The organism is Streptomyces cynarae (genome assembly GCF_025642135.1).
GTDB lineage: Bacteria > Actinomycetota > Actinomycetes > Streptomycetales > Streptomycetaceae > Streptomyces > Streptomyces cynarae.
This window is the reverse complement of record NZ_CP106793.1, coordinates 5,206,411-5,226,102: the sequence shown is the minus strand read 5'-3', so window position 1 is coordinate 5,226,102 and position 19,692 is coordinate 5,206,411. Positions and strand designations below refer to the sequence as shown.

General features: G+C 66.9%; 33 protein-coding genes. 2 read left to right on the top strand and 31 right to left on the bottom strand.

From position 1 onward, the window contains the following. Nucleotides 1–20: 20 nt before the first annotated feature. The 29 genes from N8I84_RS24040 to rpsJ form a co-directional block, all read right to left on the bottom strand. The gene (locus N8I84_RS24040) at nt 21–1,043 is read right to left on the bottom strand and encodes a DNA-directed RNA polymerase subunit alpha (protein WP_003966937.1); all 1,023 of its coding nucleotides are present in this window, start codon (nt 1,041–1,043) and stop codon (nt 21–23) included. Between the two features lie 141 nt (nt 1,044–1,184). Then, on the bottom strand, nt 1,185–1,589 hold the full coding sequence (gene rpsK / locus N8I84_RS24035) for a 30S ribosomal protein S11 (protein WP_003956432.1): 405 nt from the start codon (nt 1,587–1,589) through the stop codon (nt 1,185–1,187). Nucleotides 1,590–1,654: 65 nt separating this feature from the next. Continuing rightward, nucleotides 1,655–2,035 (bottom strand): 30S ribosomal protein S13, encoded by a 381-nt coding sequence (gene rpsM / locus N8I84_RS24030; RefSeq protein WP_067240336.1) that lies wholly within the window; start codon nt 2,033–2,035, stop codon nt 1,655–1,657. 199 nt (nt 2,036–2,234) lie between these two features. Further along, the gene (gene rpmJ, locus N8I84_RS24025; RefSeq protein WP_003998809.1) at nt 2,235–2,348 is read right to left on the bottom strand and encodes a 50S ribosomal protein L36; all 114 of its coding nucleotides are present in this window, start codon (nt 2,346–2,348) and stop codon (nt 2,235–2,237) included. Nucleotides 2,349–2,410: 62 nt separating this feature from the next. Further along, nucleotides 2,411–2,632: a translation initiation factor IF-1 gene (infA, locus tag N8I84_RS24020; protein WP_003948620.1), complete on the bottom strand. Its 222-nt coding sequence runs from the start codon at nt 2,630–2,632 to the stop codon at nt 2,411–2,413. A gap of 181 nt (nt 2,633–2,813) precedes the next feature. Next, nucleotides 2,814–3,650, bottom strand: coding sequence for a type I methionyl aminopeptidase (map, locus tag N8I84_RS24015; protein ID WP_200418833.1), 837 nt, complete (start codon nt 3,648–3,650; stop codon nt 2,814–2,816). A 192-nt stretch (nt 3,651–3,842) separates the two neighbouring features. Continuing rightward, nucleotides 3,843–4,505, bottom strand: coding sequence for an adenylate kinase (locus tag N8I84_RS24010; protein WP_263231449.1), 663 nt, complete (start codon nt 4,503–4,505; stop codon nt 3,843–3,845). Beyond that, entirely contained in the window at nt 4,505–5,818 is a 1,314-nt protein-coding gene (secY, locus tag N8I84_RS24005; protein WP_263231448.1) for a preprotein translocase subunit SecY, read from the bottom strand. The genes N8I84_RS24010 and secY overlap by 1 nt, the downstream gene beginning before the upstream one ends. A gap of 251 nt (nt 5,819–6,069) precedes the next feature. Continuing rightward, nucleotides 6,070–6,525, bottom strand: coding sequence for a 50S ribosomal protein L15 (rplO, locus tag N8I84_RS24000; RefSeq protein ID WP_059127184.1), 456 nt, complete (start codon nt 6,523–6,525; stop codon nt 6,070–6,072). Between the two features lie 2 nt (nt 6,526–6,527). Then, nucleotides 6,528–6,710 (bottom strand): 50S ribosomal protein L30, encoded by a 183-nt coding sequence (gene rpmD / locus N8I84_RS23995; protein WP_009190145.1) that lies wholly within the window; start codon nt 6,708–6,710, stop codon nt 6,528–6,530. Between the two features lie 2 nt (nt 6,711–6,712). After that, nucleotides 6,713–7,318, bottom strand: coding sequence for a 30S ribosomal protein S5 (gene rpsE / locus N8I84_RS23990; protein ID WP_009190144.1), 606 nt, complete (start codon nt 7,316–7,318; stop codon nt 6,713–6,715). Between the two features lie 39 nt (nt 7,319–7,357). Then, entirely contained in the window at nt 7,358–7,741 is a 384-nt protein-coding gene (rplR, locus tag N8I84_RS23985; protein WP_028420764.1) for a 50S ribosomal protein L18, read from the bottom strand. A gap of 3 nt (nt 7,742–7,744) precedes the next feature. Continuing rightward, a complete protein-coding gene (gene rplF, locus N8I84_RS23980) occupies nt 7,745–8,284 on the bottom strand; it encodes a 50S ribosomal protein L6 (protein ID WP_263231447.1) in 540 nt (179 codons plus the stop codon). Nucleotides 8,285–8,308: 24 nt separating this feature from the next. Continuing rightward, nucleotides 8,309–8,707 (bottom strand): 30S ribosomal protein S8, encoded by a 399-nt coding sequence (rpsH, locus tag N8I84_RS23975; protein ID WP_103837545.1) that lies wholly within the window; start codon nt 8,705–8,707, stop codon nt 8,309–8,311. A gap of 213 nt (nt 8,708–8,920) precedes the next feature. Next, nucleotides 8,921–9,106 (bottom strand): type Z 30S ribosomal protein S14, encoded by a 186-nt coding sequence (locus N8I84_RS23970; protein WP_003956452.1) that lies wholly within the window; start codon nt 9,104–9,106, stop codon nt 8,921–8,923. Between the two features lie 5 nt (nt 9,107–9,111). Continuing rightward, nucleotides 9,112–9,669 carry a 50S ribosomal protein L5 gene (rplE, locus tag N8I84_RS23965; RefSeq protein ID WP_019753095.1) on the bottom strand — a complete coding sequence of 186 codons (558 nt, stop codon included), beginning with the start codon at nt 9,667–9,669 and terminating at the stop codon, nt 9,112–9,114. Beyond that, nucleotides 9,669–9,992, bottom strand: coding sequence for a 50S ribosomal protein L24 (gene rplX, locus N8I84_RS23960; RefSeq protein WP_263231445.1), 324 nt, complete (start codon nt 9,990–9,992; stop codon nt 9,669–9,671). The genes rplE and rplX overlap by 1 nt, the downstream gene beginning before the upstream one ends. A gap of 2 nt (nt 9,993–9,994) precedes the next feature. Further along, entirely contained in the window at nt 9,995–10,363 is a 369-nt protein-coding gene (gene rplN, locus N8I84_RS23955; protein WP_003998823.1) for a 50S ribosomal protein L14, read from the bottom strand. Between the two features lie 328 nt (nt 10,364–10,691). Next, a complete protein-coding gene (gene rpsQ / locus N8I84_RS23950) occupies nt 10,692–10,976 on the bottom strand; it encodes a 30S ribosomal protein S17 (protein WP_263231444.1) in 285 nt (94 codons plus the stop codon). Continuing rightward, nucleotides 10,976–11,200: a 50S ribosomal protein L29 gene (gene rpmC, locus N8I84_RS23945; RefSeq protein ID WP_018564811.1), complete on the bottom strand. Its 225-nt coding sequence runs from the start codon at nt 11,198–11,200 to the stop codon at nt 10,976–10,978. Before rpmC ends, rpsQ begins: the two co-directional genes overlap by 1 nt. Further along, a complete protein-coding gene (gene rplP, locus N8I84_RS23940; protein ID WP_007494765.1) occupies nt 11,200–11,619 on the bottom strand; it encodes a 50S ribosomal protein L16 in 420 nt (139 codons plus the stop codon). The genes rpmC and rplP overlap by 1 nt, the downstream gene beginning before the upstream one ends. Nucleotides 11,620–11,624: 5 nt before the next feature. Next, complete coding sequence (rpsC, locus tag N8I84_RS23935) at nt 11,625–12,443, bottom strand: 30S ribosomal protein S3 (RefSeq protein WP_055706471.1); 819 nt, start codon at nt 12,441–12,443, stop codon at nt 11,625–11,627. Then, the gene (gene rplV, locus N8I84_RS23930; RefSeq protein WP_019329637.1) at nt 12,443–12,790 is read right to left on the bottom strand and encodes a 50S ribosomal protein L22; all 348 of its coding nucleotides are present in this window, start codon (nt 12,788–12,790) and stop codon (nt 12,443–12,445) included. Before rplV ends, rpsC begins: the two co-directional genes overlap by 1 nt. A gap of 43 nt (nt 12,791–12,833) precedes the next feature. Then, complete coding sequence (gene rpsS / locus N8I84_RS23925; RefSeq protein WP_263231442.1) at nt 12,834–13,115, bottom strand: 30S ribosomal protein S19; 282 nt, start codon at nt 13,113–13,115, stop codon at nt 12,834–12,836. Nucleotides 13,116–13,127: 12 nt separating this feature from the next. Then, complete coding sequence (rplB, locus tag N8I84_RS23920; protein ID WP_263231441.1) at nt 13,128–13,964, bottom strand: 50S ribosomal protein L2; 837 nt, start codon at nt 13,962–13,964, stop codon at nt 13,128–13,130. 38 nt (nt 13,965–14,002) lie between these two features. Continuing rightward, complete coding sequence (rplW, locus tag N8I84_RS23915) at nt 14,003–14,422, bottom strand: 50S ribosomal protein L23 (protein ID WP_103837551.1); 420 nt, start codon at nt 14,420–14,422, stop codon at nt 14,003–14,005. Beyond that, entirely contained in the window at nt 14,422–15,078 is a 657-nt protein-coding gene (gene rplD, locus N8I84_RS23910) for a 50S ribosomal protein L4 (protein ID WP_263231439.1), read from the bottom strand. Before rplD ends, rplW begins: the two co-directional genes overlap by 1 nt. Nucleotides 15,079–15,086: 8 nt before the next feature. Beyond that, entirely contained in the window at nt 15,087–15,731 is a 645-nt protein-coding gene (rplC, locus tag N8I84_RS23905; RefSeq protein ID WP_263231438.1) for a 50S ribosomal protein L3, read from the bottom strand. An 18-nt stretch (nt 15,732–15,749) separates the two neighbouring features. Beyond that, complete coding sequence (rpsJ, locus tag N8I84_RS23900) at nt 15,750–16,058, bottom strand: 30S ribosomal protein S10 (protein WP_003948644.1); 309 nt, start codon at nt 16,056–16,058, stop codon at nt 15,750–15,752. Nucleotides 16,059–16,673: 615 nt separating this feature from the next. Between rpsJ and N8I84_RS23895 the strand changes: the two genes are divergently transcribed. Beyond that, nucleotides 16,674–17,852: a right-handed parallel beta-helix repeat-containing protein gene (locus tag N8I84_RS23895; RefSeq protein WP_449334044.1), complete on the top strand. Its 1,179-nt coding sequence runs from the start codon at nt 16,674–16,676 to the stop codon at nt 17,850–17,852. Between the two features lie 67 nt (nt 17,853–17,919). Here N8I84_RS23895 and N8I84_RS23890 read toward each other — a convergent pair whose 3' ends face one another. Next, nucleotides 17,920–18,129, bottom strand: a complete 210-nt coding sequence (locus N8I84_RS23890; RefSeq protein WP_263231436.1) for a DUF397 domain-containing protein — start codon at nt 18,127–18,129, stop codon at nt 17,920–17,922. Next, a complete protein-coding gene (locus N8I84_RS23885; protein ID WP_263231435.1) occupies nt 18,126–19,001 on the bottom strand; it encodes a helix-turn-helix domain-containing protein in 876 nt (291 codons plus the stop codon). Before N8I84_RS23885 ends, N8I84_RS23890 begins: the two co-directional genes overlap by 4 nt. Nucleotides 19,002–19,115: 114 nt before the next feature. Between N8I84_RS23885 and N8I84_RS23880 the strand changes: the two genes are divergently transcribed. Beyond that, the gene (locus N8I84_RS23880; protein WP_263231433.1) at nt 19,116–19,610 is read left to right on the top strand and encodes an ATP-binding protein; all 495 of its coding nucleotides are present in this window, start codon (nt 19,116–19,118) and stop codon (nt 19,608–19,610) included. Nucleotides 19,611–19,692: the final 82 nt, after the last annotated feature.

Here is a 19,692-nt window from a genome sequence, read left to right as displayed (position 1 = left end):
CCGGCGTCCTCGCGGAGCGCCTAGTACTGCTCGGTCTCGACGAAACCGGCGTCCGCGTCGTCGTCCGCACCAAAGGCGTCCGCAGCCGCGGTCGGGTCGAATCCGGGCGGGCTGTCCTTCAGGGCCAGGCCCATGCCGGCCAGCTTCGCCTTGACCTCGTCGATCGACTTCGCACCGAAGTTACGAATGTCGAGGAGGTCCGCCTCGGAGCGCGCGACCAGCTCACCCACGGAGTGGATGCCCTCACGCTTGAGGCAGTTGTACGACCGAACGGTGAGCTCCAGCTCCTCGATCGGCAGCGCCAGGTCGGCGGCAAGGGCGGCGTCCGTCGGGGACGGACCCATGTCGATGCCCTCGGCGTCGATGTTGAGCTCGCGGGCCAGACCGAACAGCTCGACCAGCGTCTTACCGGCGGAGGCCATGGCGTCACGGGGACGCATCGCCTGCTTGGTCTCGACGTCGACGATCAGCTTGTCGAAGTCGGTGCGCTGCTCGACACGCGTGGCCTCGACCTTGTACGTGACCTTCAGCACGGGGCTGTAGATCGAGTCGACCGGGATACGGCCGATCTCCTGGCCCACCTGCTTGTTCTGCACGGCGGAGACGTAACCACGGCCACGCTCGACCGTGAGCTCCATCTCCAGCTTGCCCTTGCCGTTGAGCGTGGCGAGGACCAGGTCGGGGTTGTGCACCTCGACACCGGCCGGGGGCGCGATGTCGGCGGCGGTGACCAGACCGGGGCCCTGCTTGCGCAGGTACATCACGACCGGCTCGTCGTGCTCCGAGGAGACGACCAGCTGCTTGATGTTGAGGATCAGGTCGGTGACGTCCTCCTTGACGCCCGGCACGGTGGTGAACTCGTGCAGGACACCGTCGATGCGGATGCTGGTGACAGCAGCGCCGGGGATCGACGACAGGAGCGTACGGCGGAGGGAGTTGCCGAGGGTGTAGCCGAAGCCCGGCTCCAGCGGCTCGATCACGAACCGGGAGCGGAACTCGTCGACGACCTCTTCGGTCAACGAGGGACGCTGAGCGATCAGCATGTGTGGATCAGATCCTTCAGTCGGGGGCGCCCGCTATATGACGCCCGACCACGCCGCACCCGGAGGGGTGCGGGTACTGCAAGGGTACGGGCGATACGGCTCAAGCGAGCCGTACCGCCCGAAGGCCCGAAAAAGCGAACGTCAGACGCGACGACGCTTCGGCGGACGGCAGCCGTTGTGCGGGGTCGGGGTGACGTCCTGGATGGAGCCGACCTCGAGGCCCGTGGCCTGCAGGGAGCGGATCGCGGTCTCACGACCGGAGCCCGGGCCCTTGACGAACACGTCGACCTTGCGCATGCCGTGCTCCTGGGCGCGGCGGGCGGCCGACTCGGCGGCCATCTGCGCGGCGAACGGCGTGGACTTCCGGGAGCCCTTGAAGCCGACGTGGCCGGCGGAGGCCCAGGAGATCACGTTGCCGGACGGGTCGGTGATCGAAACGATGGTGTTGTTGAACGTGCTCTTGATGTGCGCGTGACCGTGAGCGACGTTCTTCTTTTCCTTGCGGCGCACCTTCTTGGCAGCGCCCTGACGTCCCTTGGGGGGCATCCTTTAACTCCTACGGGAGGTGGTCGGTCCTACAGCGAAGACCGTGGACAGGTGTCCGCTGCGGACTACTTCTTGCCCGGCTTCTTCTTGCCGGCGATGGCGCGACGCGGGCCCTTACGGGTACGGGCGTTGGTGCTGGTGCGCTGACCGCGGACGGGCAGACCGCGACGGTGACGCAGACCCTGGTAGGTACCGATCTCGACCTTGCGGCGGATGTCGGCCTGGATCTCGCGACGGAGGTCACCCTCGGTCTTGATGTTGTTGTCGACGTACTCGCGGATCGCGACCAGCTGCTCCTCGGTCAGGTCCCGAACACGGGTGTTCGGGTCGACGCCGGTCGCAGCCAGCGTCTCCTTCGAGAGGGTCCGGCCGATGCCGAACACGTAGGTGAGGGCGATCTCCACGCGCTTTTCGCGCGGGATGTCGACACCGGAAACGCGTGCCATTCAATGGCTCCTGGTGATCTTCGGAGGTCTTCCACAGGACCGGTTCCCAGTCGCCGTATCAGGTACGAACTGGGTCCCCGGCCTCCGAACCGGGGGTGTCAAGCCACCCCAGGCGGCTTGGGCCCTGCGTATGAACAAATTCAGCTCGCGTCGCGCGAAACTCTGCGATAGCGGTGCAGAGGGTGCGGTCGGTCGTGCGTCAGCCCTGGCGCTGCTTGTGGCGCGGGTTCTCGCAGATGACCATGACCCGGCCGTGACGGCGGATCACCCTGCACTTGTCGCAGATCTTCTTGACGCTCGGCTTGACCTTCATGGGATGTGAGGTTCTCCGGGTCAGTTGCCGGCGGCCCCGCTCACGCGGGACGTGGGCAAGATCTACTTGTAGCGGTAGACGATCCGGCCACGCGTCAGGTCGTACGGAGACAGCTCCACCACGACCCGGTCGTCAGGGAGGATGCGGATGTAGTGCATACGCATCTTGCCGCTGATGTGTGCCAGGACCTGGTGGCCGTTCTGGAGCTCGACCTTGAACATGGCGTTCGGAAGAGACTCGACGACAGTGCCCTCGATCTCGATGGCACCTTGCTTCTTGGCCACGCTTCGCCCTTCGAATCGACTACCTTGATCGACTCCTGGTGCGCCTTACGCGTGCATGCGGACATGCGGGTGCACAAGAGCCGACGAGTCAGTCTACGTCAGCGCACCCGGAAAGACGAATCGCGAAAGTCTGCCCCATCGGGGTGATCGCTATGCACGGGGGACGGTTCCTTGACCGACGTCAGCCAAGCGGATCCGGCGCGGCGACGACCCCGTGCTCGGCGAGCTTCGCCTTGCCCCCGTCGGGAGCCGTCAGGACCAGGGGGCCCTCCTCCGTGAGGGCGACGGAGTGCTCCCAGTGGGACGACCACGTGCCGTCCGTGGTGATGACCGTCCAGTCGTCCGACAGGACCTCGGTCTTCGGGGTGCCCAGCGACACCATCGGCTCGATCGCCAGGCAGAAACCGGGCACCAGCTTCGGGCCCTTGCCGCGGCGCCGGTCGACGTAGTTCAGCAGGTGCGGGTCCATGTGCATCTCGGTGCCGATGCCGTGGCCGCCGTAGTCCTCGATGATCCCGTACCGGCCGCCGCCCGGCTTCGGCTGCCGCCGGATGTACGTCTCGATGGCCCGGGAGACGTCGACGAGGCGGTTGCCCTGCTTCACCGCCGCGATGCCGGCCCACATGGACTCCTCGGTCACCCGGGACAGCTCGATGAGCTCCGGGGCGTGGCCGGAGCCGACGAACGCGGTGAACGCGGCGTCACCGTGCCAGCCGTCCACGATCGCCCCGGCGTCGATGGAGATGATGTCGCCGTCCTTGAGGACCACCTCGTCGGAGGGGATGCCGTGGACGACGACCTCGTTGACCGAGGTGCAGATGGTGGCGGGGAATCCGCCGTACCCCAGGAAGTTCGACTTCGCCCCGTGCTCGGCCAGCACCTTGCGGGCGACCTCGTCCAGGTCCTTCGTCGTGGCGCCCGGCACGGCCGCCTCGCGCGTGGCCGCGTGCACGGCGGCGACGACCAGCCCCGCCTCACGCATCTTGGCGATCTGCTCGCGGGTCTTGATCTGCACCATGGGGGCTGCGGCCTTTCTGGACCGGGAAGACACGGACACCAACAAAGATACGGGGCGGCACGTCCAGCTCGTCCGGCGCTTCCGGACGGGCCGTCGGGTCGGAACCCGCGCCCGGGGGCGCGCAGCAGTGGCACCCCACACGACGGCCGCGGCCCCCGCCAGGGGACCGCGGCCGTGGAGCGCCGGGAGCGACTACCTGTCGCCCACCTTCTGCTGGAGCGCCTCCATCGCGCGTCCGGTGACCTCTTCAACCTTGCCGAGGGCCGAGATCGTGACCACCAGGCCCTGGGCCTTGTAGTAGTCGATGATCGGCTCGGTCTGCGTGTGGTAGACCTCGAGCCGCTTGCGGACCGTCTCCTCGGAGTCGTCGTCCCGCTGGTACAGCTCCCCGCCGCAGACGTCGCAGACGCCTTCCTGCTTCGGCGTCTTGTACGACACGTGGAACACGTGCGACGAGTCGTTGCGGCACACCCGGCGGCCCGCGATGCGCTTGACGACCTCGTCCTCGGGTACCTCCAGGTCGAGCACCGCGTCCAGCTTCATGCCCTCGGCCTCGAGCATGTCGTCGAGCGCCTCGGCCTGCGAGACGTTGCGCGGGAAGCCGTCCAGGAGGAAGCCGCCCTGGGCGTCCTGCTGCTCCATGCGGTCCTTGGCCATCGCGATGGTGACCTCGTCGGGCACCAGGTTGCCCGCGTCCATGTAGGACTTCGCGAGTTTCCCGAGCTCCGTCTGCCGGCTGATGTTGGCGCGGAACAGGTCGCCCGTGGAGATGTGCGGGATCGACAGGTTCTTGGCGAGGAACGCGGCCTGCGTCCCCTTGCCGGCACCAGGCGGCCCGACGAGCACGATTCGCATCAGCGGAGGAACCCTTCGTAATTGCGCTGCTGGAGCTGGCTCTCGATCTGCTTCACCGTCTCGAGGCCGACACCCACGATGATCAGGATGCTGGTGCCACCGAACGGGAAGTTCTGGCTCGCCCCGAAGCCCACCAACGCCATTGTCGGTACGAGAGCGATCAGACCCAGGTACAGCGAACCCGGCCAGGTGATCCGGTTGAGTACGTACGACAGGTACTCAGCGGTGGGCCGACCGGCCCGGATGCCCGGGATGAAGCCACCATACTTCTTCATGTTGTCCGCGACTTCCTCGGGGTTGAACGAGATCGCCACGTAGAAGAACGCGAAGAACACGATCAGCAGGAAGTAGAGGGTGATGTAGATCGGGTGGTCGCCCTTGGTGAGGTTCTGCTGGATCCAGGACTTCCACCCGGAGTTGCCCCCGGCGAACTGCGCGATCAGTGCCGGGATGTAGAGCAGCGACGACGCGAAGATGACGGGGATCACACCCGCCTGGTTGACCTTGAGCGGGATGTACGTGGACGTGCCGCCGTAGGACCGGCGGCCGATCATCCGCTTGGCGTACTGCACGGGGATGCGCCGCTGCGCCTGCTCGACGAAGACCACCAGGCCGACCATGACCAGGCCGACCAGGATGACCGTGCCGAACTCGATCCAGCCGCCGGCCAGGGTGCCCTGCTTCTTGATCGCCCACAGCGCGGACGGGAAGGTCGCGGCGATCGAGATGAACATCAGGATGGACATGCCGTTGCCGATGCCGCGGTCGGTGATCAGCTCGCCGAGCCACATGACGACGGCGGTACCGGCGGTCATGCAGATGACCATCGTGATGGTGGTGAAGATCGACTGGTCGGGCACGATCGAGGACGCCACCGGGCAGCCCGAGAACAGGGCGCCGCTGCGGGCGGTGGCCACCAGGCCGGTGCCCTGGAGGATCGCCAGCGCCACCGTCAGGTAACGGGTGTACTGGGTGATCTTCGTCGTGCCCGCCTGGCCCTCCTTCTTCAGGGCCTCGAGGCGCGGGATGACCACGGTCAGCAGCTGGAGAATGATGCTCGCCGTGATGTACGGCATGATGCCCAGCGCGAAAACCGTGATCTGCAGCAGCGCGCCGCCGCTGAACATGTTGACCAGACCGAACAGGCCCTGCTGTCCCTTGGCCACGTCGATGCAGGTCTGAACGTTCTTGTAGTCGACGCCGGGGATCGGGATGTGCGTACCGACCCGGTAGAGCACGATGATTCCGAGCGTGAAGAGCAGCTTCTTGCGCAGGTCGGGCGTCCTGAACGCCCGGGCGAACGCGGTGAGCACGGTGCCTCCTGCGACCCCCGCGCAACTGCGTCAAGGGTGACGGTCTGAGTTTCCGACTGAACAAGGACAACAACGACATACGTAACGGTCGACTGCCGCCCCGGGTGCCCGAACCGCGACACCCGGTGAAACTGGGCAGTGCAGGCCACCATACCGGCGAGACTGCCCCCCTTGGAACGACCGACCGGGGATACCCCTGTGTGAGGTATCCCCGGTCGGGTTCGTTCAGGTCATCGAGACGCCCGAAGGTTTCAGACGAGCTCGGTGACGGTACCGCCGGCGGCGGTGATCTTCTCCTTGGCGGAGCCGGAGACGGCGTCGACCGTCACCTGCAGCGCCACGGAGATCTCGCCCTGGCCGAGCACCTTGACGAGCGCGTTCTTGCGAACGGCACCCTTGGCCACCAGACCCTCGACGGTGACCTCGCCACCCTCGGGGTAGAGCGCGGCCAGCTTGTCGAGGTTCACGACCTGGTACTCGGTCTTGAACGGGTTCTTGAAGCCCTTCAGCTTCGGGAGGCGCATGTGCAGCGGCATCTGGCCACCCTCGAAGCGCTCCGGAACCTGGTAGCGGGCCTTCGTGCCCTTGGTACCACGACCGGCCGTCTTACCCTTCGACGCCTCACCACGACCGACACGGGTCTTGGCGGTCTTGGCGCCCGGGGCGGGACGGAGGTTGTGGATCTTGAGCGGGTTCTGCTCCGCCATGATCAGTCGACCTCCTCGACCGTCACGAGGTGGCGGACGGTGTGCACCATGCCGCGGAACTCGGGACGGTCCTCCTTGACGACCACGTCACCCAGGCGCTTGAGGCCCAGGGAACGCAGGGTGTCGCGGTGGTTCTGCTTGCTGCCGATGTACGACTTCGTCTGCGTGATCTTGAGCTGCGCCATGATTACGCACCCGCCCCGGCACGCGCACGCAGCAGGGCCGCGGGGGCGACGTCCTCGAGCGGCAGACCACGGCGGGCCGCGATCTCCTCGGGACGCTGCAGGCCCTTCAGGGCCTCCACGGTCGCGTGCACGATGTTGATCGCGTTGTCGGAGCCGAGCGACTTCGACAGCACGTCGTGGATACCGGCGCACTCGAGCACGGCACGCACCGGACCACCGGCGATAACACCGGTACCGGGCGACGCGGGCTTGAGCAGCACGACGCCGGCAGCCTTCTCACCCTGGATCGGGTGCGGGATGGTGCCCTGGATCCGGGGGACCTTGAAGAAGTGCTTCTTGGCCTCCTCAACGCCCTTGGCGATGGCGGCCGGCACCTCCTTGGCCTTGCCGTATCCGACACCCACGGTGCCGTCACCGTCGCCCACCACGACCAGCGCGGTGAAGCTGAAGCGACGACCACCCTTCACAACCTTGGCGACGCGGTTGATCGCGACGACGCGCTCAACGTACGCGGTCTTCTCGGCGGCAGCTGCGCCGCCGTCACGGCCCTTCCGGTCCCGCCGCTCGCCGCCACCGGCACCGCCACCGCGGCGCTGGGGTCCAGCCATTGGAATTACCTCTCTCTGTCTCCGCTAGCTACGGCAGGCTCAGAACTTGAGCCCGGCTTCGCGGGCGGCGTCCGCCAGGGCGGCGATGCGCCCGGCGTACTGGTTGCCACCACGGTCGAACACGACGGCCTCGACACCGGCGGCCTTGGCACGCTCGGCGACCAGGGCACCGACCTGCTTGGCCTGCGCGGACTTGTCGCCCTCGCCACCGCGGATCGAGCTGTCCAGCGTGGACGCCGACGCCAGGGTGTGGCCCTTGAGGTCGTCGATCACCTGCGCCACGATGTGGCGGTTCGAGCGGGTCACGACCAGACGGGGACGCTCCGCCGTACCGGAGATCCGCTTGCGGATCCGGATGTGACGGCGCTTGATCGCGGCGCGCTTGTAGGCGTCGCCCTTGAGGATCTTCTGCCCGTATGCCATGGCTTACTTACCCGCCTTTCCGACCTTGCGGCGGATGACTTCGCCCTCGTACTTGACGCCCTTGGCCTTGTACGGGTCGGGCTTGCGCAGCTTGCGGATGTTGGCCGCAACCTCGCCGACCTTCTGCTTGTCGATGCCCTCGACCGAGAAACGGGTCGGGGTCTCCACCTTGAAGGTGATGCCCTCGGGCGCCTCGACGGTGATCGGGTGGCTGTAGCCGAGCGCGAACTCGAGGTTCGAACCCTTGGCCGTCACGCGGTAACCGACACCGCTGATCTCGAGCTTCTTCACGTAACCCTGGGTCACGCCGGTGATCATGTTCGCCACCAGCGTGCGGGACAGGCCGTGCAGGGCCTTGTTCTGACGCTCGTCGTTGGGGCGGGTCACCTGCAGGGTGCCGTCCTCGCCCTTGGCGATGTCGATCGGCGCGGCAACGGTGTGGGTCAGTTCGCCCTTGGGGCCCTTGACCGCGACCGTACGGCCGTCGATGGTGACGTCCACGCCGGCGGGAACCGCGATGGGGAGCTTGCCGATGCGCGACATAGCTGTTTCCTCCGTTCCCTTCTGCTACCAGACGTAGGCGAGGACTTCCCCACCCACGCCCTTCTTGCCGGCCTGCTTGTCGGTGAGGAGCCCGTGAGACGTGGAGATGATCGCCACGCCGAGGCCGCCGAGCACCTTCGGCAGGTTGGTGGACTTCGCGTACACCCGGAGACCGGGCTTGGAGATCCGCTTGATGCCCGCGATGGAGCGCTCACGGTTGGGGCCGAACTTCAGCTCGAGGACGAGGTTCTTGCCGACCTCGGCGTCCTCGACGCGCCAGCCCGTGATGAAGCCCTCCTGCTGGAGGATCTCCGCGATGTGCGACTTGATCTTGGAGTGCGGCATCGTCACGGTGTCGTGGTACGCCGCGTTCGCGTTCCGCAGACGCGTGAGCATGTCTGCGATCGGATCAGTCATGGTCATGAATTGGCCTTCGGCCTCTCTCGCCGGGGTTTCCTGGTGCGCCATCCCTCTCCCCGATCCGAGACGGGACGGGTGCGGCGCGGTGGACCTACGGCGTAGTAAGTCGTAAGGGCGGCGACAGACGCCCAACCCCACAAGCCTAAGGCATGCGGGCTGGGCGTCCTGCCACCCCAGTTGCTTACCGAGAGCCCTGGGGAATCCCCAAGTGGGGGATTACCAGGAGCTCTTGGTCACGCCCGGCAGCTCGCCACGGTGAGCCATCTCACGAAGGCACACGCGGCACAGGCCGAACTTGCGGTACACGGAGTGCGGACGGCCGCAGCGCTGGCAGCGGGTGTACGCGCGCACACCGAACTTGGGCTTGCGAGCAGCCTTAGCGATCAGAGCCTTCTTCGCCATCTCGCTCACGCCTCCTTGAACGGGAAGCCGAGGTGACGAAGGAGCGCGCGGCCCTCAGCGTCGTTGGTCGCCGTGGTGACCACGGTGATGTCCATACCCCGGACGCGGTCGATCTTGTCCTGGTCGATCTCGTGGAACATGACCTGCTCCGTGAGACCGAAGGTGTAGTTGCCACGGCCGTCGAACTGCTTGGGGGACAGGCCGCGGAAGTCGCGGATGCGCGGCAGCGCGAGCGACAGGGTGCGGTCCAGGAACTCCCACATGCGGTCGCCACGGAGCGTGACGTGGGCACCGATCGGCTGGCCCTCACGCAGCTTGAACTGCGCGATGGACTTGCGGGCCTTGGTGACGGCCGGCTTCTGACCGGTGATCGTGGTGAGGTCGCGGATGGCGCCCTCGATCAGCTTGGAGTCGCGGGCGGCGTCGCCCACACCCATGTTGACCACGATCTTGACGAGGCCGGGGACCTGCATGACGTTCTCGTACTTGAACTCGTCACGCAGCTTGCCCGCGATCTCCTCGCGGTACTTCTGCTTCAGACGCGGAGTGGTGGTGGTAGCCATCAGATGTCCTCACCCGTCCGCTTGGCAACGCGGATCTTGTTGCCGTTCTCGTCGAAGCGGTAGCCGACGCGGGTCACGACCTTGTTGCCGTCCTTCTCCACGACCAGCTGAACGTTGGACACGTGGATGGGGGCCTCGGTCGTGATGATGCCGCCGGCCTGCGAGCCGCGAGCGGTCGGACCAGCCTTGGTGTGCTTCTTGACCCGGTTGACACCCTCGACCAGGACGCGCTCCTCGCGCGGGTAAGCGGCAATGACCTTGCCCTGCTTGCCCTTGTCCTTGCCGGTGATGACCTGGACCAGGTCGCCCTTCTTGATCTTCATGCTTACAGCACCTCCGGAGCCAGCGAGATGATCTTCATGAACTTCTTCTCGCGCAGCTCACGCCCGACCGGGCCGAAGATGCGGGTGCCGCGAGGGTCACCGTCGTTCTTCAGAATGACGGCGGCGTTCTCGTCGAAGCGGATGTACGAGCCGTCCGGACGGCGGCGCTCCTTGACGGTGCGAACGATGACCGCCTTGACGACGTCACCCTTCTTCACGTTGCCACCGGGGATCGCGTCCTTGACGGTGGCGACGATGACGTCACCGATGCCCGCGTAGCGGCGACCGGAGCCACCGAGCACACGGATGCAAAGGATCTCCTTCGCACCAGTGTTGTCGGCGACACGCAGTCGCGACTCCTGCTGGATCACGTCTATCTCCTGATCGTCTGCCGGTTCCCTCCGGGGTGAGCCGGAGAGCCTGGCGGAACTGTCCTGCGGGGATACCCCCGCAGGAATTACTGGCCGATTCCGGCCGGGGGCCGCGTGCACGCCCACGCTGTGCGCGCGAACCACTCGCGGACCGGCCAGCCCCGGCGCAAGCCCTTCGGGCCCCGCCGAGCGGCGGTTTGGCCCCGCGGATCGCTCCGCGGGAGTTTTTCGGTCTGGCGAAAACCCCGGCCGGGGCCCGCTCCACCGGCCCGGGGGCCTGCGGGGCGGAGTCCCCGGCGGGGGTCAGCGGGGGCGGAGCCCCCGCTTATTACTTCGCCTTCTCGAGGATCTCGACGACGCGCCAGCGCTTCGACGCGGACAGCGGCCGGGTCTCCATCAGGAGGACGCGGTCGCCGACACCCGCGGCGTTCTGCTCGTCGTGCGCCTTGAGCTTGTTCGTACGGCGGATGACCTTGCCGTACAGCGCGTGCTTGACGCGGTCCTCGACGGCGACGACGACGGTCTTGTCCATCTTGTCGCTGACGACGAGACCCTCACGGGTCTTGCGGAAGCCGCGCGCCTCAGTGTTCTCAGTCACGTTGTTCTCGCTCATCAGGCGTTCTCCACCGTTTCGATGCCCAGCTCACGCTCGCGCATCAGGGTGTAGATCCGCGCGATGTCCTTGCGGACCGCCTTCAGACGGCCGTGGTTCTCGAGCTGGCCCGTCGCCGCCTGGAAGCGGAGGTTGAACAGCTCTTCCTTGGCCTCGCGGAGCTTGCCCAGAAGCTCCTCGTTGCCCAGCTCGCGCAGCTCGGACGCCTTGGTACCGGCCGACATCACGCTTCACCTGCCTCGCGCTTGACGATCCGGCACTTCATCGGCAGCTTGTGGGCCGCACGAGTGAGGGCCTCACGCGCAATCTTCTCGTTGGGGTACGACAGCTCGAACATCACGCGTCCGGGCTTGACGTTGGCGATCCACCACTCCGGAGAACCCTTACCGGAACCCATGCGGGTCTCGGCGGGCTTCTTGGTGAGCGGACGGTCCGGGTAGATGTTGATCCAGACCTTGCCACCACGCTTGATGTGACGCGTCATGGCGATACGAGCGGCCTCGATCTGACGGTTCGTCACGTACGCCGGGGTGAGCGCCTGGATGCCGTACTCGCCGAACGCAACCGTCGTGCCACCCTTGGCAGCGCCGCTGCGTCCCGGGTGGTGCTGCTTGCGGTGCTTGACCCTACGGGGGATCAGCATGTCGGTCAGGCCTCCGTTCCGGTGCTCTCAGCCGGAGCGGCAGGGGCCTCGGCCTTGGGGGCCTCGGCGCCGGCAGCCTGCTGCGGCTTGCGACCGCGCCGCTCGCCACCACGGCCACCACGGGCCGGGCGGTCGGCACCGCCGCGCGCCGGGCGGTTGCCCGCACGGGCGGCAGCGTTCTCGGCGCGGACCTCGGCGATGTTCTTGACGTCGCCCTTGTAGATCCAGACCTTCACACCGATGCGGCCGAAGGTCGTCTTGGCCTCGAAGAAGCCGTAGTCCACGTTCGCACGGAGCGTGTGCAGGGGCACACGGCCCTCGCGGTAGAACTCCGAGCGGGACATCTCGGCGCCGCCGAGGCGGCCACCGCACTGGATCTTGATGCCCTTGGCGCCCGCCTTCATCGCCGACTGCATGCTCTTGCGCATGGCGCGGCGGAAGGAGACGCGGGAGGAGAGCTGCTCGGCAACGGCCTGGGCCACGAGCTGAGCGTCGGTCTCGGGGTTCTTGACCTCGAGGATGTTCAGCTGGACCTGCTTGCCCGTGAGCTTCTCGAGGTCACCGCGGATGCGGTCGGCCTCGGCGCCACGGCGGCCGATGACGATGCCCGGACGCGCGGTGTGGATGTCCACGCGGACGCGGTCACGGGTGCGCTCGATCTCAACCTTCGAGATACCGGCGCGCTCCATGCCGGACGTCATCATCCGACGGATGGCGACGTCTTCCTTGACGTAGTCCTTGTACAGCTTGTCGGCGTACCACCGGGACTTGAAGTCCGTGGTGACACCGAGCCGGAACCCATGCGGGTTAACCTTCTGGCCCATTACCGGGTTCCTTCCTTGCTGCTGACGACCACGGTGATGTGGCTGGTCCGCTTGCGGATCCGGTAGGCACGGCCCTGGGCACGCGGACGGAACCGCTTCAGGGTCGGGCCCTCGTCGACGTACGCCTCGGAGATGTAGAGGCTGTCGGCGTCGGTGTGGTCGTAGTTGTGCGCGGCGTTGGCGATGGCGCTGTCGAGCACCTTGCCGACCGGCACGGAGGCTGCCTGCGGAGCGAATCGCAGAACAGCCTGGGCCTCCGTGGCGTCCATGCCACGGATGAGGTCCACCACGCGGCGGGCCTTCATGGGCGTGACGCGGATGTACCGCGCCTGGGCCCTGGCTTCCATGGTTGTCCCTTCAGTTACTTACGTGTCTGAGTGCGATCCGCTACTAGCGGCGCTTCGACTTCCGGTCTTCCTTGACGTGACCCCGGAAGGTGCGCGTCGGCGAGAACTCGCCGAGCTTGTGGCCGACCATCGACTCGGTGACGAACACCGGGATGTGGGTCTTGCCGTTGTGCACCGCGATCGTGTGGCCCAGCATGCTGGGGATGATCATCGAGCGGCGGGACCAGGTCTTGATGACGTTCTTGGTACCGGCTTCGTTCTGCGAGTCCACCTTCTTGAGCAGGTGGTCGTCGACGAAGGGTCCCTTCTTCAAGCTACGAGGCATCTCAACCCGTCCTTAGCGCTTCTTGTTCGTCTTGCGGCGGCGGACGATGTACTTGTTCGACGCCTTCTTGGGCGAACGAGTACGGCCTTCCTTCTTGCCCCACGGGGACACGGGGTGACGACCACCGGAGGTCCGGCCCTCACCACCACCGTGCGGGTGGTCGACCGGGTTCATGACGACACCACGGACGGTCGGGCGAACGCCCAGCCACCGCTTACGGCCGGCCTTGCCCCAGTTGATGTTGCTCTGCTCGGCGTTGCCGACCTCACCGACGGTGGCGCGGCAGCGTGCGTCCACCATGCGGATCTCGCCGGACGGCATACGGAGGGTCGCCATGGCGCCCTCACGCGCGAGCAGCTGCACGGAGGCACCTGCGGAGCGGGCCATCTTGGCGCCGCCGCCCGGACGGAGTTCGATCGCGTGCAGCGTCGTACCGACCGGGATGTTGCGCAGGGCCAGGTTGTTGCCCGGCTTGATGTCGGCCCCGGGGCCGTTCTCGACACGGTCGCCCTGCTGCAGGCCGCGCGGCGCGAGGATGTAGCGCTTCTCGCCGTCGGCGTAGTGCAGCAGCGCGATGCGCGCGGTGCGGTTGGGGTCGTACTCGATGTGCGCGACCTTCGCCGGCACGCCGTCCTTGTCGTGACGACGGAAGTCGATCACGCGGTAGGCGCGCTTGTGGCCACCGCCCTGGTGGCGGACGGTCACACGACCGGAATTGTTACGGCCGCCCTTGCTGTGCAGGGGACGGACCAGCGACTTCTCCGGCGTGGACCGCGTGACCTCGACGAAGTCGGCGACGCTGGCGCCACGACGGCCCGGCGTAGTCGGCTTGTACTTGCGGATTCCCATTTCTCAGTCCTCGTCCGATATCGGACGATCCTGACCGCTTACGCGGTCGGACCGCCGAAGATGTCGATACGGTCGCCCTCGGCGAGGGTCACGATCGCGCGCTTGGTCGCCGCACGCTGGCCGAAGCCGGTGCGGGTCCGCTTGCGCTTGCCCTGGCGGTTGATCGTGTTGACCCCGGTGACCTTGACCGAGAAGACCGCCTGGACGGCCTGCTTGATCTGGGTCTTGTTGGCGCTCGGGTCCACGATGAACGTGTACTTGTTCTCGTCGAGGAGCGCGTAGCTCTTCTCGGAGACGACCGGCTTGATCAGGACGTCACGGGGGTCCGTGTACGACTTGCTCAGCGGGGTCTCGACGGTGTTCTTGCCCTCGGCGGCGTGACGACGCGCCTTGGCGACGCGCGCGGCCTTGGCGGCCTTGGCGGCCTTCGAGGCAATGGCGGGGTGACGGATAGCCATCAGACCTCGCTCCCTTCGGTGTCAGTGGCCTTCGGGCCGGACACGAAGGACTCGAAAGCGGCCTGGGTGAAGACCACGTCGTCGGAGACGATCACGTCGTACGTGTTCAGCTGGCCCGGCTCCAGGATGTGGACCTGGGGCAGGTTGCGAGCGGACAGCCACGCGGCCTCGTCGGCGCGCTCGACGACCAGGAGCAGGTTCTTGCGCTCCGAGATCTTGCCGAACAGCGTCTTGGCGGCCTTGGTGGAGGGGGTCTCGCCCTCGATCACGCCGGTGACGACGTGGATACGGTTGTGGCGGGCCCGGTCGGTGAGGGCGTGGCGCAGGGCCGCGGCCTTCATCTTCTTCGGGGTCCGCTGCGAGTAGTCACGCGGCACGGGACCGTGCACGACGCCACCGCCGGCGAACTGCGGCGCGCGGGTCGAGCCCTGACGGGCGCGGCCGGTGCCCTTCTGGCGGTACGGCTTCCTGCCACCACCACGGACTTCGGCGCGGGTCTTGGTCTTGTGCGTGCCCTGGCGGGCAGCCGCGTTCTGCGCGACGACGACCTGGTGGATCAGCGGGATGCTGACCTTCTCCACGCCGAAGATCTCCGCGGGGAGTTCGACGCTACCGGTCTTCTCGCCGGCAGGCGAAAGGATGTCAACAGTGCTCATCGGTTACCTCAGGCCCCCTTGGCCGCGGTGCGGACCAGGACGAGGCCGCCGTTCGGACCGGGAACCGCGCCCTTGATGAGCAGCAGACCCTTCTCCGCGTCAACGGCGTGGACGGTCAGGTTCTGGGTGGTGACGCGCTCGTTGCCCATGCGGCCCGCCATGCGGACGCCCTTGAACACACGACCCGGGGTGGCGCAGCCACCGATGGAACCGGGCGAGCGGTGCTTGCGCTGAACGCCGTGACCGGCGCCGAGGCCCTTGAAGTTGTGACGCTTCATGACACCGGCGAAGCCCTTGCCCTTGCTCTGGCCGGTGACGTCGACCTTCACACCGGCTTCGAACACCTCAGCGGTGATCTCCTGGCCGAGCGTGTACTCGGAGGCGTCCGCGGTGCGGATCTCGACGAGGTGACGACGGGGGGTGACGTCGGCCTTGGCGAAGTGGCCCTTGAGGGGCTTGTTCACCTTGCGCGGGTCGATCTCGCCGAAGGCGATCTGGACCGACTCGTAGCCGTCGACGTCGTTCGTACGGACCTGGGTGACGACGTTGGGGCCGGCCTTGACGACGGTGACCGGAACAACACGGTTGTTCTCGTCCCACACCTGCGTCATACCGAGCTTCTCGCCCAGGATGCCCTTGATCTGCTTAGCCATCTCTTCAGATCACCGGCCTCAGAGCTTGATCTCGATGTCGACACCGGCCGGGAGGTCGAGTCGCATCAGAGAGTCAACGGTCTTGGGGGTCGGGTCGAGGATGTCGATCAGGCGCTTGTGCGTGCGCATCTCGAAGTGCTCGCGCGAGTCCTTGTACTTGTGCGGCGACTTGATGACGCAGTACACGTTCTTCTCAGTGGGCAGCGGCACCGGGCCCGCGACCGACGCACCGGTACGGGTCACCGTCTCGACGATCTTCTTCGCCGAGGAGTCGATGACCTCGTGGTCGTAGGCCTTGAGCCGGATGCGGATCTTCTGTCCCGCCATGGCTACTCAGTGGTCCTGTCTCTCTTACGCTCTGGAACCCGGCATTCCCTACCCTGCCTTCCGACCCACGCGGTCGGGCGTGTCGCGCCCCCGCTGACACAGATGTCCCTTGTTCGAACATCCCTGCGGGATTGCGCACGGCCCTGCGAACCGCGCCGATCGGGACCGAAAGGCCCACCGGGTGCCTGGCCGGTGTCGCGCCCACGCTTCCCGGAAGATTCCCGTACGTCCGCCCCAGCGCTGCCGTGAGGCAGTTAGGACGACGAGTACTGTGGGACTCGCTTCCGGTCCTCCCGGCGGGAGGCGCGCAGCATCAACACTCGACCGAGCAACTCCGACAGTCTGCCATAGGGGGCGGGGGCCTGGCCAATCGGGCCGGAGAGATTACCCCGGGCGTGACGCGAATCAAACACGGGTCTCGGCAAGGCCGCGCGCGGCGCCGTACGGATCAGCGGTCCGGGTGGCGCGAATCGTTCATGTGCATGAATAAGAATCAAGTACACGCTCATTGACGCGTCCACAGCAAGCGCTTACGTTCTCTGGGAGAAAGCGCTTTCCCTTGCACGGAACCCCTGGCCACGGAACCCCCACACGTACGAACCCGGAGGCAGCACCATGCAAGTGAGACCCGTCATCGCGTGTGTCAGCCTGCTGGCCGGCGCATTGGCGCTGTCCGGCCCCACGGCCCAGGCCGCGCCCACGGCGAGCACCACGCTCTACGTGTCGCCGAACGGCAGCGACAGCGCGGCCGGCACGCAGTCGGCCCCCACGACCCTCACCTCGGCGATCAGCCGCATCGCCCCTGGCGGAACCATCTACGTACGCGGCGGGACCTACAAGTACTCGTCGACGATCACCATCCCGCAGGGCGCCAACGGCACCTCGAGTGCCCGCACCAACCTGTCCGCCTACCCGGGCGAGAAGCCGGTGCTGGACTTCTCGGGGCAGACCGAGAGCTCGTCCAACCGGGGCATCCAGCTGAACGCCGACTACTGGCACCTGTACGGCCTGACCGTCCAGCACGCCGGTGACAACGGGATCTACGTCGGCGGCAGCAACAACGTCATCGAGCGCACTGTCACGGCGTACAACCGCGACACGGGGCTGCAGCTCGGCCGGATCTCGTCCAGCACCCCGAGCAGCCAGTGGCCGTCCAACAACCTGATCGTGAGCTCGGAGTCGCACGACAACAAGGACTCCACCGGCGAGAACGCCGACGGTTTCGCCGCGAAGCTCACCACCGGCACCGGGAACGTCTTCCGCTACGACGTCTCCCACAACAACATCGACGACGGCTGGGACCTCTACACCAAGACCGACACGGGTCCCATCGGCCCGGTGACCATCGAGTACTCCCTCTCGTACAACAACGGCACCCTCACCGACGGCACCCAGAACAAGAACGGCGACCGCAACGGCTACAAGCTCGGCGGCGACGGCATCGCGGTCGACCACGTGATCCGGCACGACATCGCCTACCGCAACGGCCATCACGGGTTCACCTACAACAGCAACCCCGGCACGATGGCCGTCTCGAACAACGCCAGCATCGACAACACCCAGCGCAACTTCTCGTTCGACGTCGGCACCTCGGTGTTCCGGAACAACACCTCGTGCCGGTTCGCCGTCACCGGCTCGAATGACAAGATCTCCGGCGACGCCGACAGCTCCAACCAGTTCTGGACCGGCGCCAACGGCTCCCGGTGCTCCTCGTACTCGGGCGCCCTGGGCTGGTCCTTCGCCTCCAACGGCTCCCTCGCGGTCACGTTCGGGGGCAAGGTCGTGACGCCGTAGCAGTCGGTGCCACGTCCACGCGCCCCGCTCCCGGTGTCGACCAGAGTGGGGCGCGTGCAGTTGAAGGTCAGCTTCCCGAGGCGTACTGCACGAAGCCGGTCCAGGCGTCCGGCTTGAGGGTGAGCTGGGGGCCGCCGACGTTCTTGGAGTCGCGGACGTGGACGGTGTGCGGGGCTATGGCGATCTCGACGCAGGAGTCGCCCTCCGGGCCGCTGCTGTAGCTGCTCTTGAACCACGCCTTTTCGGAGGCGTCCCCGGTGGCGGTCTTGCGGATCATCTCTCTCCCAGCAGTTGCTCGATGAAAGCCAGCGACTCCCTCGGGGGGAGAGCTTGCGCCCGGATGGTGCCATACCGCAGATCAATGATCCGGACCTGTTTCGGATCGGAGATCGGTCGCCCGTTGAACGCACCGTCCGTACGTCCCACCGCCGTGCCGTCCCCGAACTTGAGCACTTCGATCCTTCCGTTCAGGCCAGGATGAGCATCGCTGCTCGTCGGCATCACCTGAAGCGTGACGTTGCGCAATCGCCCCACGTCCAGCAGGCGTTCGAGCTGCTGGCGCCACACCATTGTCCCTCCGACCGGGCGGCGGAGCGTCGCCTCTTCCTGGACGAAACTGAGCGCCGGGGCAGGCGACCGTTCGAAGACGGAGTGCCGCGCCACACGAGCAGCCACCAGGCGGTCCACTTCCTCCGGCGAGTAGGCAGGCTGCCACGACTCGAACAGCGCTCGTGCGTGATCCGGCGTCTGGAGCAGGCCGTTGATGCTGATGCTCTCGTACACCCCGATCTCGACGGCCTGCGCCTCCAGCTTCGCCAGCTCCCGCACCTTCCTCGGGTACCGGACCTTGGCCACGTCCTCCTTCATCGCGGAGAGCAGCCCGCCCGCTCCCAGCACCTCGTCCGCCCTGTCCAGGTACTCGGGGCGGGGGATCCGCTTCCCGCCCTCGATCTTGTAGACCAGGTCCTCGCCGTACCCGACGGCCTTCCCGAAGTCGGCTGCCCGCATCCCCACCGCCTCCCGCCGCAGCTTCAGCTGCCGCCCGACGGTGGCGACGACGGCCACTCCCCACTCGTCGTCCGGATCCACCTCCCATCCCGGCTCGTCGGCCTCCCCCTTGAGCCGACCCGCGTCACCGTCGACGAGCATCCCGCCCCTCCCTCTTCCGACAGCCCGGACACCACCGGACAACCTCCGGACAGTCACCGTACGCAACGGCGTCGTCACTGTTCACGGTAGGCAGGCGCGGCCACTCTGAGTGATGTGAATCAGGAAATCGCCGAATCCGCCGTCCAACTCGACTGCGCCGTCCGCAACTTCAGCGTGCTGCTCTCCTCCACCCCGCGCGGAGCCCGTCTCGCCCGTCTGCTCGCCACCGAGCAACTGCGTACCTGGGGACTCCCGTTGGAGGCGCCGGGCCATGTCGTCGCCGAGCTGGCGGCCAACGCGGTCACCCACGGCCGGGTACCGGGGCGCGACTTCCGGCTCATGCTCTACGTGGTCGCCGACACCCTTCGCATCGAAGTGACCGACACCCGCTGTGAACGGCTCCCCCAGCTCCGACAGCCGACCTCCGGCTCCGAGTCCGGCCGGGGCCTGGTCCTCGTGGACGCACTCGCGGACCGCTGGGGCGTACGGGAGGACCGCTTCCCGCGCAAGACCGTATGGGCGGAACTGCGCTGCTCAGAGCCGGAACCCGTCCCCACGGGCTCCGGTGGCGAAGGCGATCCCCACCCAAAGAACTCCGGGGAGAAATGACCCCGCCAAGCCCCACCCCTCCGCCCGGGGACCACGCTCACCCGGGCGGGTGAACATCCCCGGCTCGGCTGGATTTCGCGGC

What these genes read in the sequence shown, in the direction of transcription:
- rplF (WP_263231447.1), bottom strand. Translation starts at nt 8,284, where the DNA reads ATGTCGCGCATCGGCAAGCTCCCCATCGCGGTTCCCGCCGGCGTGGAC.
- rplP (WP_007494765.1), bottom strand. Translation starts at nt 11,619, where the DNA reads ATGCTGATCCCCCGTAGGGTCAAGCACCGCAAGCAGCACCACCCGGGA.
- rpsH (WP_103837545.1), bottom strand. Translation starts at nt 8,707, where the DNA reads ATGACCATGACTGATCCGATCGCAGACATGCTCACGCGTCTGCGGAAC.
- rpsE (WP_009190144.1), bottom strand. Translation starts at nt 7,318, where the DNA reads ATGGCTGGACCCCAGCGCCGCGGTGGCGGTGCCGGTGGCGGCGAGCGG.
- N8I84_RS23970 (WP_003956452.1), bottom strand. Translation starts at nt 9,106, where the DNA reads ATGGCGAAGAAGGCTCTGATCGCTAAGGCTGCTCGCAAGCCCAAGTTC.
- rpsS (WP_263231442.1), bottom strand. Translation starts at nt 13,115, where the DNA reads ATGCCTCGTAGCTTGAAGAAGGGACCCTTCGTCGACGACCACCTGCTC.
- rpsK (WP_003956432.1), bottom strand. Translation starts at nt 1,589, where the DNA reads ATGCCCCCCAAGGGACGTCAGGGCGCTGCCAAGAAGGTGCGCCGCAAG.
- rpsQ (WP_263231444.1), bottom strand. Translation starts at nt 10,976, where the DNA reads ATGAGCGAGAACAACGTGACTGAGAACACTGAGGCGCGCGGCTTCCGC.
- rplR (WP_028420764.1), bottom strand. Translation starts at nt 7,741, where the DNA reads ATGGCATACGGGCAGAAGATCCTCAAGGGCGACGCCTACAAGCGCGCC.
- rpsJ (WP_003948644.1), bottom strand. Translation starts at nt 16,058, where the DNA reads ATGGCGGGACAGAAGATCCGCATCCGGCTCAAGGCCTACGACCACGAG.
- N8I84_RS24010 (WP_263231449.1), bottom strand. Translation starts at nt 4,505, where the DNA reads ATGCGAATCGTGCTCGTCGGGCCGCCTGGTGCCGGCAAGGGGACGCAG.
- rplX (WP_263231445.1), bottom strand. Translation starts at nt 9,992, where the DNA reads ATGAAGATCAAGAAGGGCGACCTGGTCCAGGTCATCACCGGCAAGGAC.
- rplW (WP_103837551.1), bottom strand. Translation starts at nt 14,422, where the DNA reads ATGGCTATCCGTCACCCCGCCATTGCCTCGAAGGCCGCCAAGGCCGCC.
- map (WP_200418833.1), bottom strand. Translation starts at nt 3,650, where the DNA reads ATGGTGCAGATCAAGACCCGCGAGCAGATCGCCAAGATGCGTGAGGCG.
- rpmC (WP_018564811.1), bottom strand. Translation starts at nt 11,200, where the DNA reads ATGTCGGCCGGTACCAAGGCGTCCGAGCTGCGCGAGCTGGGCAACGAG.
- N8I84_RS23890 (WP_263231436.1), bottom strand. Translation starts at nt 18,129, where the DNA reads ATGATCCGCAAGACCGCCACCGGGGACGCCTCCGAAAAGGCGTGGTTC.
- rpsM (WP_067240336.1), bottom strand. Translation starts at nt 2,035, where the DNA reads ATGGCACGCGTTTCCGGTGTCGACATCCCGCGCGAAAAGCGCGTGGAG.
- N8I84_RS23895 (WP_449334044.1), top strand. Translation starts at nt 16,674, where the DNA reads ATGCAAGTGAGACCCGTCATCGCGTGTGTCAGCCTGCTGGCCGGCGCA.
- rplD (WP_263231439.1), bottom strand. Translation starts at nt 15,078, where the DNA reads ATGAGCACTGTTGACATCCTTTCGCCTGCCGGCGAGAAGACCGGTAGC.
- N8I84_RS24040 (WP_003966937.1), bottom strand. Translation starts at nt 1,043, where the DNA reads ATGCTGATCGCTCAGCGTCCCTCGTTGACCGAAGAGGTCGTCGACGAG.
- rplO (WP_059127184.1), bottom strand. Translation starts at nt 6,525, where the DNA reads ATGGCGGAGCAGAACCCGCTCAAGATCCACAACCTCCGTCCCGCCCCG.
- rplB (WP_263231441.1), bottom strand. Translation starts at nt 13,964, where the DNA reads ATGGGAATCCGCAAGTACAAGCCGACTACGCCGGGCCGTCGTGGCGCC.
- rpsC (WP_055706471.1), bottom strand. Translation starts at nt 12,443, where the DNA reads ATGGGCCAGAAGGTTAACCCGCATGGGTTCCGGCTCGGTGTCACCACG.
- rplV (WP_019329637.1), bottom strand. Translation starts at nt 12,790, where the DNA reads ATGGAAGCCAGGGCCCAGGCGCGGTACATCCGCGTCACGCCCATGAAG.
- N8I84_RS23885 (WP_263231435.1), bottom strand. Translation starts at nt 19,001, where the DNA reads ATGCTCGTCGACGGTGACGCGGGTCGGCTCAAGGGGGAGGCCGACGAG.
- rpmJ (WP_003998809.1), bottom strand. Translation starts at nt 2,348, where the DNA reads ATGAAGGTCAAGCCGAGCGTCAAGAAGATCTGCGACAAGTGCAGGGTG.
- rplC (WP_263231438.1), bottom strand. Translation starts at nt 15,731, where the DNA reads ATGGCTAAGCAGATCAAGGGCATCCTGGGCGAGAAGCTCGGTATGACG.
- rplE (WP_019753095.1), bottom strand. Translation starts at nt 9,669, where the DNA reads ATGGCTACCACCACCACTCCGCGTCTGAAGCAGAAGTACCGCGAGGAG.
- rpmD (WP_009190145.1), bottom strand. Translation starts at nt 6,710, where the DNA reads ATGGCGCAGCTCAAGATCACGCAGACGAAGTCGTACATCGGCAGCAAG.